This is a genomic window from Streptomyces sp. NPDC052107 (genome assembly GCF_040680215.1).
GTDB lineage: Bacteria > Actinomycetota > Actinomycetes > Streptomycetales > Streptomycetaceae > Streptomyces.
This window is the reverse complement of record NZ_JBFAWG010000013.1, coordinates 19719-32664: the sequence shown is the minus strand read 5'-3', so window position 1 is coordinate 32664 and position 12946 is coordinate 19719. Positions and strand designations below refer to the sequence as shown.

Sequence of the window (12946 nt, the reverse complement as noted above, 5' to 3'; positions counted from 1 at the left end):
CGGGTGAATGCAATGGATGCCTTCGTGTCGATCAATTCCTCCCTGAGTCATGGCTTGGTGGCAGAACTCACCGTCTACGGGGAGGAGCGGTCGGACCTGGTCTCGGCTGCGCTCGGTTGGCTTACGGACGGTGTGGCGCAAGCTGCCACGCATGACGAGGTGAACCGCCTTGCGCCGAGGCCGGCCGTGTCGGATGCGGGCTACTCCCATGTGCGGCAATGCCTGCGGAAATCGACTCCGGGGAGTACCTGGGGATTTGTGTCGGTCTCCCCTCAAGGGTCCCTCGATGTTCTGTACAACCCGTATGGTCCGGAAGTGGTTCCCTGGCTCGGCAGCCGCCTCGAGGAGTCGCCTGAATCCATCGCGATCGACATCGGAGAATTCTTGGCGGACGGCGAGACGGGGAACCCGATCATTCGGCTTTCGGTCTCTTTCGACGAGGAACTCCCGAACTATGTGAAGCTTTCCTGCCATGTCGACGAAGCAATGCTGACCGGCACTGCCACCGCGCGGGACGAAGATGCGCGCCTGCGGGACCTGATCCTGTGGGCGTGCATGCGATACAACGTTGTTTTCGGGCACTTCTCGTACGACCGCCCCGGGGGCGCGACCGAACTCGAGCGCTACTTGCGAGGGCCGGCGCGAGTGCCGTCACGGAACACGCCGGAGTGGCGTGTTCGCCTCCGGGGTTACTCCTGGCTGATGGTGGTCTCCGGTGACATCGCCGAGCGGCTCGGAGGCGCGGAAGCTCTCCGGTCCTCCGGAGCCTTCGACTCGGTCTTCGCGCTTCCGAACGGCTCCCTGCTGCTCCAGGCCACCCCTTCGTTCCAGCAGTATCGGGGCGAGGCCGTCAGGGCGGTGCGCGATGCGGTACGCGGCGTACTCGTCGAGGGTGAACTGCGCGGCCCGTCTCCGGCCCCAGGACAACCCCCCACGCACATGGTGGTCTTCGAGTGATCAGGCTGGTCGGCCCGGCCTCCTTCCGGCCGCGTGTCGACAAGGTGTCATGCCCGGGTGGGGGTCAGGAGTGACAGACGACGTGCTGAGGGTCGAGGAGTTGGAGGCCGCGCTTCCGGCGATGACACGGTGGCGTGTGCCTGGGGGGCGCAACGTGGACTGGGCCGCCCTTGAGGAGGGCCTCGGGACGGCGCTGCCCTCGGACTTCCGTGCTCTGGCGGAGGCGTACCCGGTGCTGGTCATCGACGACTTCCTGAGCGTGTCCGTTCCCCGGCCCGGCACCGAGGAGTTGTGGGCGTCCGAGGCCAAGGAGGACGAGGTCCTTCAGGATCTGTACGACATGGGCGACACCGAGGGTTACGTTCCCTTCCCGCAGCCGGGAGGCCTGATCGGCTGGGCGTCGTCCTATTCGGGCGACGACTTCTACTGGAAGACGAGCCCCGCCGACCCGGACGCATGGCCGGTGGTCGTCCGCACGGACAACGCCGAGTGGTTCGAGTTCCCGGCCGGCGCCGTCGAGTTCCTGACCGGCGTGTACGGGCGCACCATCGATGTGCCGGGCATGCCCGGGAACTTCCCCAGCGACGACCCGCGGGTGCTGGGCCTGAGCGACAGCGTCGACTGATCGGCGACTGATCCGCAGGCACATGTGAGCTGCGTGGAAGCTAACACGACTCACAATCGCACGTCTATTCCAAAGACATGTGGTGCAAAAGGGTCATAGTGGCTGTCGTGGCCTAGTGTGCTGCCTCTTGTGGATCGGGTTGGTTGATCCCGTTTCGTCCGGGCGCTCGCCGTGTCGTCGGCGGGTGCTGTATACCGGGCCTCCTTCGAACTCCGCGCCCCCGAAGGGTTGTCTCGTGCTGTCCGGAATCCGCAGACCTTTCCGCTTGAGTGGCCGCCGCGCCCTCGGTGCCGCGTTGGCCGTGGTCGCCCTGGCTGTGTCGGGATGCTCCGCGCAGGAGGAGAAGCAGGCGTCGGTCGAGCCGTCCGCCGCCGTGACGACCGGGGCGACGGGGGCGGCGCACTCCACCCACGCGTCCGCTCCGCCGCCGAAGACCGCCGCCGATTTCGTCGCCCGTGCCCGGCAGGCGCTGGCCGCCGAGAAGGGGTGGACGTTCGAGCTGCGCGGCAGCGAGTCCGCCACCATGCGGGGGCAGGCGCCGTCCGGTGCCGGCTACACCGCGACCGTGCACCGCACCACCGACCCCGTCGCCCTCCGGCAGACCGGAACGGTCACCACCAGCAAGGGGGAGCGCAAGCCGCAGGCGGTGTACGTCGTCGGGGGCACGGGTTACGTCAAGGACGCCGGTGAGGGGTGGAAGAAGGGGCCGTTGTCCGACCCGGACATCGCCGACGCCGTCGAGGACCCGGTCGCCGACCTGGACGCGTTCGCGGTGTACGCCAGGAGTGCGACGGTGAGTCGTACGGGTGACGGGACTGTGCGGCTGGAAGTCAGCGCCTCCGGCTGGCAGTTGACCGCCGCCCGCAGTCGTCCCGCACTCCGGCGGGCGGTGCGGGAGGTAGAGCCCACGCTGGCGCAGTTGCGGGGCGCCGGGGTGACGGCGGCCGACAGCCAGATCACGCTCACCGCCTTCACCGAGACCTGGGACCTGGACGCGGCGCACGGCTACCGGCCCGCGTCCCACCGCTTCGCCTTCACGTTCCTCGTGCCCTACCGGGGCGGGGACATCACGGTGAAGCAGGAAGTGCGCGCCGGCAACCGTGGGTTGTTCGCCGGTCACGTGGCGTTGCCGTCCGGTGCGCAGTGACTGGTCGGACGCACAGCACGGTAAGAAGGTTGTGTTTCCGGTGTGAACTTCTCTGTGGTGATTGACACTCCGGTGAGCCGTGATGTTGGAGAAGTGAATTCCGCTTGGTGAAGGGGGGAGTTGGGTCCCTGCTTCCCCTGAGCCGAGCGAAGGGGGAACGGTGTCATGGGTGGAGTGGACACACGGCCGTACGCGGAGGAGATGCGTGCCCGCGCGGCGGCCTTCGTCGCACGTGTCACCGCCCGCAACCGGCTGCCGCTGGACTACTCCGAGCGCAGCCTGCGGGTCGTGGACTTCCTGATCGACGGGCTGCGCAAGGGCGGCGCCGACCGCGAGCGGGCGTGCGAGGCGCTGTTCGGGCTGGGGGCGTACGTCGGAGAGGTGCTCGTGCGCCGCGCGGGGGCGGTGTGGGTGGACTTCGACGCCGCCCAGCGTGCCTATTTCGGCCAGCCCATCGGCGTACGCATGCCGGACGGACGCGTGTGGAACCCCCTGGGCAAGGTCGTCAACCGCTTCGAGTCGGGCGAATCCGAGGAATCCCTGCAGCTGTTCTATCTGAAGCTGCACGGGCGGGCGCGCCGAGCCGCCGTCTGATGGCCGGCCGGGAGATCGTCGACGTCGCGTACGGCGAGGGATGGGACTCCGGGCGCGAAGTCGCGCTCGGGCCGATCGACGCCGCAACGGCGGCCGCACGGGACGCCGCGGGGCAGCCGTACGCGGTGGTGCTGCGACAGCAGGGCAACCCCGGGGTGGTCGTCGCGCATGTGGCCTGGGAGTGCCACTACCTCGGGCTGTGGGTGTACGACGCGCGGGGGCGGCGGTTCCTGGAGACGGACCTGCGGCGCCTGGCGGAGGACCGGCTGTTCCTCTGTCACCAGCGCGGCTGGGCGTACACGGACGATGGGACGGCCGAGTTCGCGGCGGACGCCGGGCGGGTGACGACACGGCTGCGGCCGGACGGAGGCGGTACGCGGATCGTCGAATCCCGCGGTGACAAGGGCGGCTCGTTGCAGACGGCGGCGGATGTGCCCGAGGTGACCGGGGCGCTGGTCCGCCGTAAACCCCCAGTACCCGACGTACGTTGGTTCCGCCGCCGCGTGGGCAACCGGCGGGATGGCCAAGGGCTGTGACAAATCTGTGAGCCTCGGCGCTGATCACCGTGGGACATGGCCCACATGAGGCCGTGTCGCACGACGTGGATTCGCTGCGAGCGCGGGCACGGGTCCCGCCGCCGGGTACGGACGAGGACGGTTCTTGGGCCAGGGAGGGGAACGCCGGCGCCCGCAGCCGCGGGACGGGGAGCTGGGCGAGGCAGTGGCGCGGGCCCAGGACGGCGACGAGACCGCCTTCGCGGTGGCCTACCGGATCGTGCAGCCCGGCCTGCTCGGCTATCTGCGGGGCCTGGTCGGCGAGGACGCCGAGGACGTGGCGTCCGAGGCCTGGCTGGAGATCGCCCGCGACCTGGGCCGGTTCAAGGGAGACGGCGCCGGCTTCCGCGGCTGGACCGCGACGATCGCCCGGCACCGCGCCCTGGACCATCTGCGCCGCCGGCGGGTACGGCCCCAGGCCGCCCCGCTGGAACAGGACGCACTGGAGCTGCCCGGCCGGCTCGACACCCATGACCAGGCCCTGGAGTCGCTGTCCACCGCACGGGCGCTGGAGCTGGTGCACAGCCTGCCGCGCGACCAGGCCGAGGCCGTGCTGCTCCGGGTGGTCGTCGGCCTCGACGGCCCGGCCGCCGCACACGTCCTCGGCAAGCGCCCCGGCGCCGTCCGCACGGCCGCGCACCGCGGGCTGAAACGTCTCGCCCGGCAACTGGGCGGCCAGGACCCGGCGGACGAGGTGTGACGGACGGCGGCACCCGGACGCCGGGGGAGTCGAAATGAACGGCGCCGACCGAGAGCCGTATGGATACGGGAGCGCCGACGGTTCCGGAGCCGGTACGAGGTCCGGGAGGCGGTATGTCTCCGGCGCACCGGACGAGGACGGGAACGGGCATGGGTGAACGGCACAGCGGCGACGGTCCCTTCCGCCGCCGGCGTGCGCACCCCGGCGGCACCCTCTCCGCACCGGACCACGCCCACGGGGGCCATTACTACGGGGGCCGGGCCGACGAGGACCGCGCGGACTCCGGATTCGAAGCGCGGCTCGGTGCCGCCCTGCGTGCCGACGGCGTCGACACCGAGGCCGAGCGCCGGGCCGTGGCCGCCTTCCGCGCCGCCCGCGCGACGCAGACTTCCCGAACCCGCACCCGGCGACGGGACGACTGGCGGCCCGCCACACCGAGGCGTGCCCGGCTGTCGCTGAAGTCCACGCTCTCGGTGGTACTCGTGAGCCTCACCCTGGGCGGTGTCGCCTTCGCGGCGATCGACGCCGCATCCGGCACCGACGGCCGCCCCGGCACCTCGCGGCCCGCCCACCCGCCGACGAGAACCCCGAATCGGCCGACCGCTCCCGGCACGTCCGCCGGAGCCGCCGGCGCGGGGTCCGGCGCCCCGGCCACGCGCCCGCACCCTCCGGCCACCGCCCGGGACACCGTGGCCCACTGCCGTACCTACGAGCGGGCCGGTGACCGGGGTGGTGCCCTGGACTCGACGGCCTGGCAGCGGCTCGTCAGGGCGGCGGGCGGCGAGGACGAGGTCCCGGTCTACTGCGCCGCCCAAGTGGCGGCCGCCCAGGGGAAGAAGGCCGACAACAGTGGCAATTCCCCCAAGGTGGGGCAGACTGCCACCACTGATAACAGTGGCAGAAATGGTGGCAATTCTGATCGTAAGGTCCCGGGGGAGAAGTAATCCTCGTCACCCGGGCGTCCCGCGAGAGGCAACGGCCGGGGCCGCCACCCCCCACAGGAGAGGCCCCGGCCGTCGCGCGGTCGGACCGCGTGCGGCCCGTACCCTCTACAGCGCCGTGCGTGCTGTTTCTGTCACACCCGGCCACCGCCGACCCTCACCCTGCGCACATCCGCACCCGGTCACGAGTTAGTTGCATCTTCTACGGACATGGACGGGGAACGGTTTGACGCCGTAACGTGCCTTTCGCGCCGACCGGGAACCAGGCGTAAAGGGAGTGCGGTGCTGGGGGACGACGCGGAGCTGACCGCCGCGGTGCGTGCGGCACAGGACGGAGACGAGACCGCGTTCCGTACGGTGTACCGTGCCGTGCATCCACGGCTGCTCGGATACGTACGCACGCTGGTCGCCGATCCGGACGCCGAGGACGTGGCGTCCGAGGCCTGGCTGCAGATCGCCCGCGACCTCGACCGGTTCAGCGGAGACGCCGACCGCTTCCGCGGCTGGGCCGCCCGAATAGCCCGCAACCGCGCCCTGGACCACATACGCATGCGCGGCCGCCGCCCCGCCATAGGCGGCGACGAGACGGAACTGACCGGCCGGGCCGCCGAGTCCGACACGGCCGGCGAGGCCATCGAGGCCCTGACCACCGACAGCACCCTCTCCCTCATCGCACGGCTGCCGCAGGACCAGGCCGAGGCGGTCGTCCTGCGCGTCGTCGTCGGCCTCGACGCCAAGAGCGCCGCCGAGACCCTCGGCAAACGCGCCGGTGCGGTGCGCACCGCGGCACACCGCGGCCTGAAGCGGCTCGCGGAACTGCTCGGCGACGATCCGGAAGCGGCGGGCGTGCTCGACGCTCTCCCGCCCCAGCGAGAACCGCGCGGTCGCGCGGTGTCGTCCGCAACTGTGACGGATACGCGTGCGCGGACGCAGAAGGACATGTGATGGCCGACGAGCAGTACAAGTGGCTGAACCGTGAGACGGCGGAACGTCTGCTGCGCGGTGAGTCGCTGGAAGCCGTCGACGCCTCCACCCGTGACCAGGCCGCACGCCTCTCCCGGGCGCTCGGCGCACTGACCGCGCAGACGGCCCCCGCCGCCGGTGAACTCCCCGGCGAACAGGCCGCCCTGGCGGCGTTCCGCAAGGCCCGCGAGGCCGCCGGCACCGAACGCACCGCCGTCGGCCGGGCCGACGGCACCTCCGGCCTGCCCGTGCCCGGCAGCGACGCGGGCCTGGTCCGCATCGGCGCCCCGGACCATACCGGAATCCCGCTCCGCCGCCCCCGCTGGGCCCGCCCGGTGCGGCTGGCGCTCGCCGCGGTGGTGGCCGTGGGCACGGTCGGCGGAGTCGCCATGGCGGCCGGGACCGGGATGCTGGGCACACCGTTCGGGCCCGAGCGCCCCCGCCCCGCCACCTCCGTCTCCACCGGCCCGAGCTCCGGAGCGCCGCTCGCCTCGGTCCCGCAGGGCACCCCGGGTGCGACTGCGGGGCCCGGCGCGCCGAGCGGCAGCGCGGGCGCGCGCCGCGGCGGGGCCTCCGGCGAGGCCGTGGGACCGGACGACCGCACCGACAAGGGCACCGGCGACCCCTCCGGCACGCCCGGGTCCCGGTGGAAGGACGCGACCTCGGCGTGCCGGGACATCCGGGACGGCAAGGAACTGACCGCCGGGCGCCGGCGCGCCTTGGAGAACCTGGCGGGCGGCAGCGCCCGGGTGAGCCGGTACTGCAAGGTCGTCCTGGCCACCGCCGACTCGGTCGACGGCGCGACGAGCGGCGGCAAGGGCGACGAGAACGGCAACAAGGGCAAGGGCAACGGGAACAACCAGGGCGGCGACGAGGAAGGCAACCCCGGCCGGGGCGGCGACGTTCACCACGGCGAGGGCGGCGACGGTCACCCCGGCAAGGGCCGGCACGGTGACGCTGCCACGCCCGCTCCCACGGCCTTCGCTCCGTCCCACCCCGCCCGGACGACCGGCACCACTCTGGGCCCGACGCCGAGCCCGACGTACAGCACGCTCTGATCCGGCAGGCCGCGCGGAGGCCCGCGTCCTCTGATCCGGCGGTGCCGTTCCACCCCCTCCAACCCCTCTGACCTGCGCTTTCGTTGGCCGCGAAAAATACTTCGCGCGGGGTGTGACGTTTTTGGAGCCCGGGACGCAGTACTGAGTGAGCCGACTGGTCATCGGCCGTCGCACCGAGCCGGGGTTCCCCCCGTACCCACGGCTCGTGCACCTGGCGCGGGCGGGACACGTTCCCCCGGTCCCGCCCGCGCCCCGCAAATCCCGCGTCACCAGTGGACGACGACCTTGTCGCTCACCCGCACCTGAGCGAACAACTGCTGGATCGCGGCCTCGTCCCGGACGTTCACGCACCCGTGCGAAGCTCCCGCGTATCCGCGCGCCGCGAAGTCGTAGGAGTAGTGCACGGCCTGGCCGCCGCTGAAGAACATCGCGTACGGCATCGGCGAGTGGTAGAGCGTCGACACCCAGTCCCGCGCCTTCCAGTAGACGTAGAACACACCCTCCCGGGTCGGCGTGTACTGCGCCCCGAACCGCACCGCCGTCGTCGAGAGCGTCCGCCCGTCGACCATCCAGCGCAGCGTCCGTGTCGTCTTGTCGATGCACAGCACGCGTCCGGTCATACAACGCGGGTCGGGCGCGCCGGCCGGCTGACCGCCCATCAGGAACAGCTCCCACTTGCCCGGTGTGTGGGTCATCCCGACCAGCCGCTGCCAGGTGACGGTGTCCGTCCGCCCGGTCTGCGGCAGCCCGCGCTTGCCCTGGAAGCCCCGCACGGCCCGCTCGGTCAGATGGTCGTACGAGCCCGTCGGCCCGTCGAACAGCCAGTCCAGCTGACGCAGCCGGGCCTGCAGCTCCCGTACGCCCGCCCCGCTGTCGCCGCGCGAGTACAGCACCCGGGGAGCGGGCGCGGCCGGCTGCTCCGTTCGGGTGGGATGTGCCGGGCCACTTCTGGGGGTCTGTCCCTGTGCCTGTCCTGGAGTCCGCTCCGGAGTCCGTCCCCGGGTCGGGACGTGCGCCGGTGCCCGGGCCTTGCCGTCGGCGTTCGTGGGCTGGACGGTGCAGCCGCAGAGGGCGGCCAGGGCGGCGGCGGAGGCGAGCAGAGCGGCGGGTCTTCCCGAGATCCTCATGCAGGAGATGCTTCCCAGCGTGACCGCGGCCGAACGACGGGGCATGGTGAGGGGTGACAGGACGCACCCCGGAGGCATCCATGACGCGTGAGTCGGAGTCCGGACTGCCCATCGAGCCGGTCTACGGGCCGCAGGACCTGCAGGGCTGGAACCCGGACGGGAAACTGGGCGAACCGGGCACGTACCCCTTCACCCGCGGGGTCTACCCGACCATGTACACCGGCCGCCCCTGGACCATGCGCCAGTACGCCGGCTTCGGCACCGCCGCCGAATCGAACGCCCGCTACCGGCAGCTGATCGCCCACGGCACCACGGGCCTGTCGGTCGCCTTCGACCTGCCCACCCAGATGGGCCACGACTCCGACGCGCCCCTCGCGCACGGCGAGGTCGGCAAGGTGGGCGTGGCGATCGACTCGATCGAGGACATGCGGCTGCTGTTCGACGGCATCCCGCTCGACCAGGTGTCGACCTCGATGACGATCAACGCCCCGGCCGCCCTCCTGCTGCTGCTCTACCAGCTGGTGGCGGAGGAGCAGGGGGCGCGCGCCGACCAGCTGACGGGCACGATCCAGAACGACGTGCTAAAGGAGTACATCGCGCGGGGGACGTACATCTTCCCGCCGAAGCCCTCCCTGCGGCTGACGGCGGACATCTTCAAGTACTGCACCGCAGAGATCCCGAAGTGGAACACGATCTCGATCTCCGGCTACCACATGGCCGAGGCCGGGGCATCGCCCGTTCAGGAGATCGCCTTCACCCTGGCGGACGCCATCGAGTACGTCCGTACGGCGGTCGCGGCCGGCATGTCCGTCGACGACTTCGCGCCCCGCCTGTCCTTCTTCTTCGTGGCCCGTACCACGCTTCTGGAGGAGGTCGCCAAGTTCCGTGCCGCCCGCAGGATCTGGGCCAGGGTGATGCGGGAGGAGTTCGGCGCCCGGAATCCGAAGTCCCTGATGCTCCGTTTCCACACCCAGACGGCGGGCGTCCAGCTGACGGCACAGCAGCCGGAGGTGAACCTGGTCCGAGTCGCCGTCCAGGCCCTGGCCGCGGTGCTGGGCGGCACCCAGTCCCTGCACACCAACTCCTTCGACGAGGCGATCGCGCTGCCGACCGACAAGTCCGCCCGTCTGGCCCTGCGCACCCAGCAGGTGCTGGCGCACGAGACGGACGTGACGGCGACGGTCGACCCCTTCGCGGGGTCGTACGCGGTGGAGCGGATGACGGACGACGTCGAGGAGGCGGCCGTCGATCTGATGCGGCGGGTCGAGGACCTGGGCGGGGCGGTCGCCGCGATCGAGCGGGGCTTCCAGAAGGCGGAGATCGAGCAGAACGCGTACCGGATCGCCCAGGAGACGGACTCCGGCGACCGGGTGGTCGTGGGCGTCAACCGCTTCCAGCTGGACGAGGAGGAGCCGTACGAGCCCCTGCGCGTCGACCCCGCCATCGAGGCCCGCCAGGCCGAACGCCTGGACAAGCTCCGGGCCGAGCGGGACCAGCGGGCGGTGGACTCGGCACTGGACGCGTTGCGGAAGGCGGCGGAGGGGGAGGACAACGTCCTGTACCCGATGAAGGAGGCGCTGCGGGGGCGGGCGACGGTGGGGGAGGTGTGCAACGCGCTGCGGGGCGTCTGGGGCGCGTACGAGCCGTCGGACGTGTTCTGACCGCCCCGGACCGGACTGTCGTACCCCCGTGCGACACTCCTTTCCATGTTCGGCGTCATCGACCTTCCCTCCTATCTGGCAGGACTCGTCCTGATCGTCCTGCTGCCCGGGCCCAACTCCCTCTATGTCCTCTCCGTGGCCGCCCGGCGCGGCGTGCGGGCCGGTTACACCGCTGCCGCCGGCGTGTGGTGCGGGGACACCGTGCTGATGACGCTCTCCGCCGCCGGAGTCGCCTCGCTGCTCAAGGCCAACGCCGTGCTGTTCGGGATCGTGAAGTACGCCGGTGCCGGATATCTGAGCTGGCTGGCGATCGGGATGCTGCGGGCCGCCTGGCAGATGTGGCGCACCCGGAGAGAGCAGGCGGCCGTGGCGGAGGACACCTCATCCGGCACCGGATATGAGCGGCCCTTCCGGCGGGCGCTCGTCGTCAGTCTCTTCAACCCCAAGGCGATCCTGTTCTTCGTCGCCTTCTTCGTGCAGTTCGTCGACCCGGACTACGCCTATCCCGGCCTGTCCTTCGTCGTCCTCGGCACCTTCGCCCAGCTGGCGAGCTTCCTCTACCTCAGCGCGCTGATATTCAGCGGCACGCGTCTCGCTGCCGCGTTCCGGCGCCGCAAGCGGCTGTCGGCGACGGCCACTTCGATGGCGGGCGCGCTGTTCCTCGGGTTCGCGGTGAAGCTGACGCTGGCCAGCGCCTGAGCCGCCGGCAGCAGGTGGCCGCGGTCACCCCGCCGCGAAGGCTTCCGTCCGTGCCGCGTACGCGTGCAGGCCCTCCGTCGTCCCGCCCGCCCAGCCCACATGGCCGTCCAGGCGGACGAGGAAGACGCCCGGGCCGTACGACTCCGGCGCCGTCGGGAACGCGCGCACGCCGGTGACCGGGGCCTGTGCGCCCAGCAGCGTCCAGCGCGGGCCCCGGAGAGTGCCCTTAACGCTGTAAAGCTGTCAAGTGTGAGCCTCGAGAAACGCGCCCCCCTGGACCGCCGACGCGTCGCCGGCACCGCCCTGCGGCTGCTGAACGAGGTCGGCCTGGACGGCCTGACCCTGCGCGCCATCGCCAGCGAACTGGACGTCAAGGCGCCCGCGCTGTACTGGCACTTCAAGGACAAGCAGGCGCTGCTGGACGAGATGGCGACGGAGATGTGCCGGCGGATGGTCGCCGGCACTGCGCTCGACCCCGCCGACAGCTGGCAGGAGCGGCTGCTCAGGGCGAACCGAGGACTGCGGGCCGCGTTGCTCGGCTACCGCGACGGCGCCAGGGTGTTCAGTGGCTCACGCTTCACGGGTACGGAGCACGCCCCCGCGCAGGAGGCGAACCTGCGGCTGCTGACGGAGGCCGGCCTCACCCTCGCCCAGGCCGTCCACGCGGGCCGTACGGCCAACGCGTACACCGTCGGCTTCGTCATCGAGGAGCAGGGCGTGCAACCCCTCCCGGGCGAGCGCCGGGAGGGGTACGACGTCGAGGAACGTGCCGGGCGCCTGGCCGACTGCCCGCTCGCCGCCGAGGCCGGGAAGCTGCTCTTCGACGGGTACGACGAGCAGTTCGAGGAGGGGCTGGCGCTCGTGATCGCGGGTGTCGGGGCGCGGTACGGGATCAGCTGACCGATCAGCCGACCGGCCGGCGCCTGGCCGCGCGCGCGTTGCGGATCGCCCGCGTGACCACCGGCGGCAGCAGGTCGACGGCGACCCGGCGGACCCGGCTCGCGCTGCGGCGGGGCGCGGGCCGGACCGGTGCGGGAGCGGACGCCGGGGTCTCCTGCGGAACCGGCTGCGGCTGAGCCGCCTTCGCGTGCTTGGAGGCCGGGAATTCCGGCGCCCGCATGCCCTTGGACTTCAACCGGACGATCCGGTGCCCGGCGGCCTCCTGGACGCTCAGGTGGCAGTCGGACCGCTCCCGCACCATGGCCAGCAGCTCCTGCTGGATCGGCTCCGGGTCGCCCCAGGTGCCGTAGAGCTTCTGGGTGCTCAGGCAGATGGGGCGCAGGCCGCGGTTGAGCACGGCCTCCCAGGTGGCGATGGAGACTCCTGGGGTGTGCTCGGAGCGGAAGTCGTCCAGGACGACGATCCCGTCCGGGAGCAGCAGATCCCGGGCGGCTCCTATGTCGCCGTGCACGTGCTCGTACAGGTGCGAGGCGTCGATGTGCACGAACCGGCAGGAGCGCGGCTCGACCTCGCCGGGCACGACCGAGCTGGGGCCCTGCAGCACGCGGGGGAGCTCGTCGTGGAAGGAGAGGTAGTTCTCCTCGAAGACGCGCCGGGTCAGCGCGCTGTACGACTTCGTGGACTCGGCCTGGTTGGCGTCGTCCGGGGCGTCGCCCTCGAAGAGGTCGCACACGGTGTATCGCTCGCCCGGCCGCTGGTGCCGGCCGACGAAGATCGCGCTCTTGCCCATGTAGACCCCGACTTCCAGCAGATCACCTCGCATTTCCGTGGTTTCCTGCCGGTTCAGGAACCAGTCGAAGAGCAACTGGTCGAGGACCGGGAACCAGCCGGGCACGTCGTCCAGACGATGGGGCTGTTGCGTCGTTTCCTGGATGGTGGCCATGCGGGGTGGGCACTCCCTCGGTACGGCGTCTGTGGGATCCCTGCGGAAAGCCTGTGAGGGCCGGGTGGCAAGGGCTC

General features: G+C 71.5%; 15 protein-coding genes. 12 read left to right on the top strand and 3 right to left on the bottom strand.

The window, feature by feature from the left end:
- Positions 1 to 12: 12 nt before the first annotated feature.
- From AB0M27_RS17035 to AB0M27_RS16995, 9 genes are all read left to right on the top strand, one after another.
- Positions 13 to 957 (top strand): hypothetical protein, encoded by a 945-nt coding sequence (locus AB0M27_RS17035; RefSeq protein WP_365722420.1) that lies wholly within the window; start codon positions 13 to 15, stop codon positions 955 to 957.
- A gap of 70 nt (positions 958 to 1027) precedes the next feature.
- Positions 1028 to 1582, top strand: coding sequence for a hypothetical protein (locus AB0M27_RS17030; protein WP_365722418.1), 555 nt, complete (start codon positions 1028 to 1030; stop codon positions 1580 to 1582).
- Between the two features lie 265 nt (positions 1583 to 1847).
- Complete coding sequence (locus AB0M27_RS17025; protein ID WP_365722416.1) at positions 1848 to 2729, top strand: hypothetical protein; 882 nt, start codon at positions 1848 to 1850, stop codon at positions 2727 to 2729.
- A gap of 165 nt (positions 2730 to 2894) precedes the next feature.
- Entirely contained in the window at positions 2895 to 3323 is a 429-nt protein-coding gene (locus AB0M27_RS17020) for a hypothetical protein (protein WP_365722414.1), read from the top strand.
- On the top strand, positions 3323 to 3859 hold the full coding sequence (locus AB0M27_RS17015; RefSeq protein ID WP_365722412.1) for a hypothetical protein: 537 nt from the start codon (positions 3323 to 3325) through the stop codon (positions 3857 to 3859). Before AB0M27_RS17020 ends, AB0M27_RS17015 begins: the two co-directional genes overlap by 1 nt.
- A 124-nt stretch (positions 3860 to 3983) precedes the next feature.
- On the top strand, positions 3984 to 4577 hold the full coding sequence (locus AB0M27_RS17010; RefSeq protein WP_365722410.1) for a sigma-70 family RNA polymerase sigma factor: 594 nt from the start codon (positions 3984 to 3986) through the stop codon (positions 4575 to 4577).
- A 149-nt stretch (positions 4578 to 4726) separates the two neighbouring features.
- Positions 4727 to 5521: a hypothetical protein gene (locus tag AB0M27_RS17005; protein ID WP_365722408.1), complete on the top strand. Its 795-nt coding sequence runs from the start codon at positions 4727 to 4729 to the stop codon at positions 5519 to 5521.
- 279 nt (positions 5522 to 5800) lie between these two features.
- The gene (locus AB0M27_RS17000; RefSeq protein ID WP_365722406.1) at positions 5801 to 6463 is read left to right on the top strand and encodes an RNA polymerase sigma factor; all 663 of its coding nucleotides are present in this window, start codon (positions 5801 to 5803) and stop codon (positions 6461 to 6463) included.
- Positions 6463 to 7539, top strand: coding sequence for a hypothetical protein (locus AB0M27_RS16995; protein ID WP_365722404.1), 1077 nt, complete (start codon positions 6463 to 6465; stop codon positions 7537 to 7539). Before AB0M27_RS17000 ends, AB0M27_RS16995 begins: the two co-directional genes overlap by 1 nt.
- Before the next feature lie 266 nt (positions 7540 to 7805).
- On the opposite strand, the gene AB0M27_RS16990 is transcribed toward AB0M27_RS16995, so the two are convergent.
- The gene (locus AB0M27_RS16990; RefSeq protein ID WP_365722402.1) at positions 7806 to 8666 is read right to left on the bottom strand and encodes a L,D-transpeptidase family protein; all 861 of its coding nucleotides are present in this window, start codon (positions 8664 to 8666) and stop codon (positions 7806 to 7808) included.
- A gap of 80 nt (positions 8667 to 8746) precedes the next feature.
- Here AB0M27_RS16990 and AB0M27_RS16985 point away from each other — a divergent pair, with 80 nt between their 5' ends.
- Positions 8747 to 10327 carry a methylmalonyl-CoA mutase family protein gene (locus AB0M27_RS16985; protein WP_365722400.1) on the top strand — a complete coding sequence of 527 codons (1581 nt, stop codon included), beginning with the start codon at positions 8747 to 8749 and terminating at the stop codon, positions 10325 to 10327.
- A gap of 45 nt (positions 10328 to 10372) precedes the next feature.
- A complete protein-coding gene (gene leuE / locus AB0M27_RS16980; protein WP_365722398.1) occupies positions 10373 to 11026 on the top strand; it encodes a leucine efflux protein LeuE in 654 nt (217 codons plus the stop codon).
- A 24-nt stretch (positions 11027 to 11050) separates the two neighbouring features.
- Here the strand turns inward: leuE and AB0M27_RS16975 are convergent, their stop codons facing one another.
- Positions 11051 to 11194, bottom strand: coding sequence for a hypothetical protein (locus AB0M27_RS16975; protein WP_365722396.1), 144 nt, complete (start codon positions 11192 to 11194; stop codon positions 11051 to 11053).
- An 81-nt stretch (positions 11195 to 11275) separates the two neighbouring features.
- Between AB0M27_RS16975 and AB0M27_RS16970 the strand changes: the two genes are divergently transcribed.
- On the top strand, positions 11276 to 11926 hold the full coding sequence (locus tag AB0M27_RS16970) for a TetR/AcrR family transcriptional regulator C-terminal domain-containing protein (RefSeq protein ID WP_365722394.1): 651 nt from the start codon (positions 11276 to 11278) through the stop codon (positions 11924 to 11926).
- Positions 11927 to 11930: 4 nt separating this feature from the next.
- Here the strand turns inward: AB0M27_RS16970 and AB0M27_RS16965 are convergent, their stop codons facing one another.
- The gene (locus tag AB0M27_RS16965) at positions 11931 to 12869 is read right to left on the bottom strand and encodes a class I SAM-dependent methyltransferase (RefSeq protein WP_365722392.1); all 939 of its coding nucleotides are present in this window, start codon (positions 12867 to 12869) and stop codon (positions 11931 to 11933) included.
- Positions 12870 to 12946: the final 77 nt, after the last annotated feature.

What these genes read in the sequence shown, in the direction of transcription:
- AB0M27_RS17035 (WP_365722420.1), top strand. Translation starts at nt 13, where the DNA reads ATGGATGCCTTCGTGTCGATCAATTCCTCCCTGAGTCATGGCTTGGTG.
- AB0M27_RS17020 (WP_365722414.1), top strand. Translation starts at nt 2,895, where the DNA reads ATGGGTGGAGTGGACACACGGCCGTACGCGGAGGAGATGCGTGCCCGC.
- AB0M27_RS17015 (WP_365722412.1), top strand. Translation starts at nt 3,323, where the DNA reads ATGGCCGGCCGGGAGATCGTCGACGTCGCGTACGGCGAGGGATGGGAC.
- AB0M27_RS17005 (WP_365722408.1), top strand. Translation starts at nt 4,727, where the DNA reads ATGGGTGAACGGCACAGCGGCGACGGTCCCTTCCGCCGCCGGCGTGCG.
- AB0M27_RS16995 (WP_365722404.1), top strand. Translation starts at nt 6,463, where the DNA reads ATGGCCGACGAGCAGTACAAGTGGCTGAACCGTGAGACGGCGGAACGT.
- AB0M27_RS16990 (WP_365722402.1), bottom strand. Translation starts at nt 8,666, where the DNA reads ATGAGGATCTCGGGAAGACCCGCCGCTCTGCTCGCCTCCGCCGCCGCC.
- AB0M27_RS16985 (WP_365722400.1), top strand. Translation starts at nt 8,747, where the DNA reads ATGACGCGTGAGTCGGAGTCCGGACTGCCCATCGAGCCGGTCTACGGG.
- leuE (WP_365722398.1), top strand. Translation starts at nt 10,373, where the DNA reads ATGTTCGGCGTCATCGACCTTCCCTCCTATCTGGCAGGACTCGTCCTG.
- AB0M27_RS16965 (WP_365722392.1), bottom strand. Translation starts at nt 12,869, where the DNA reads ATGGCCACCATCCAGGAAACGACGCAACAGCCCCATCGTCTGGACGAC.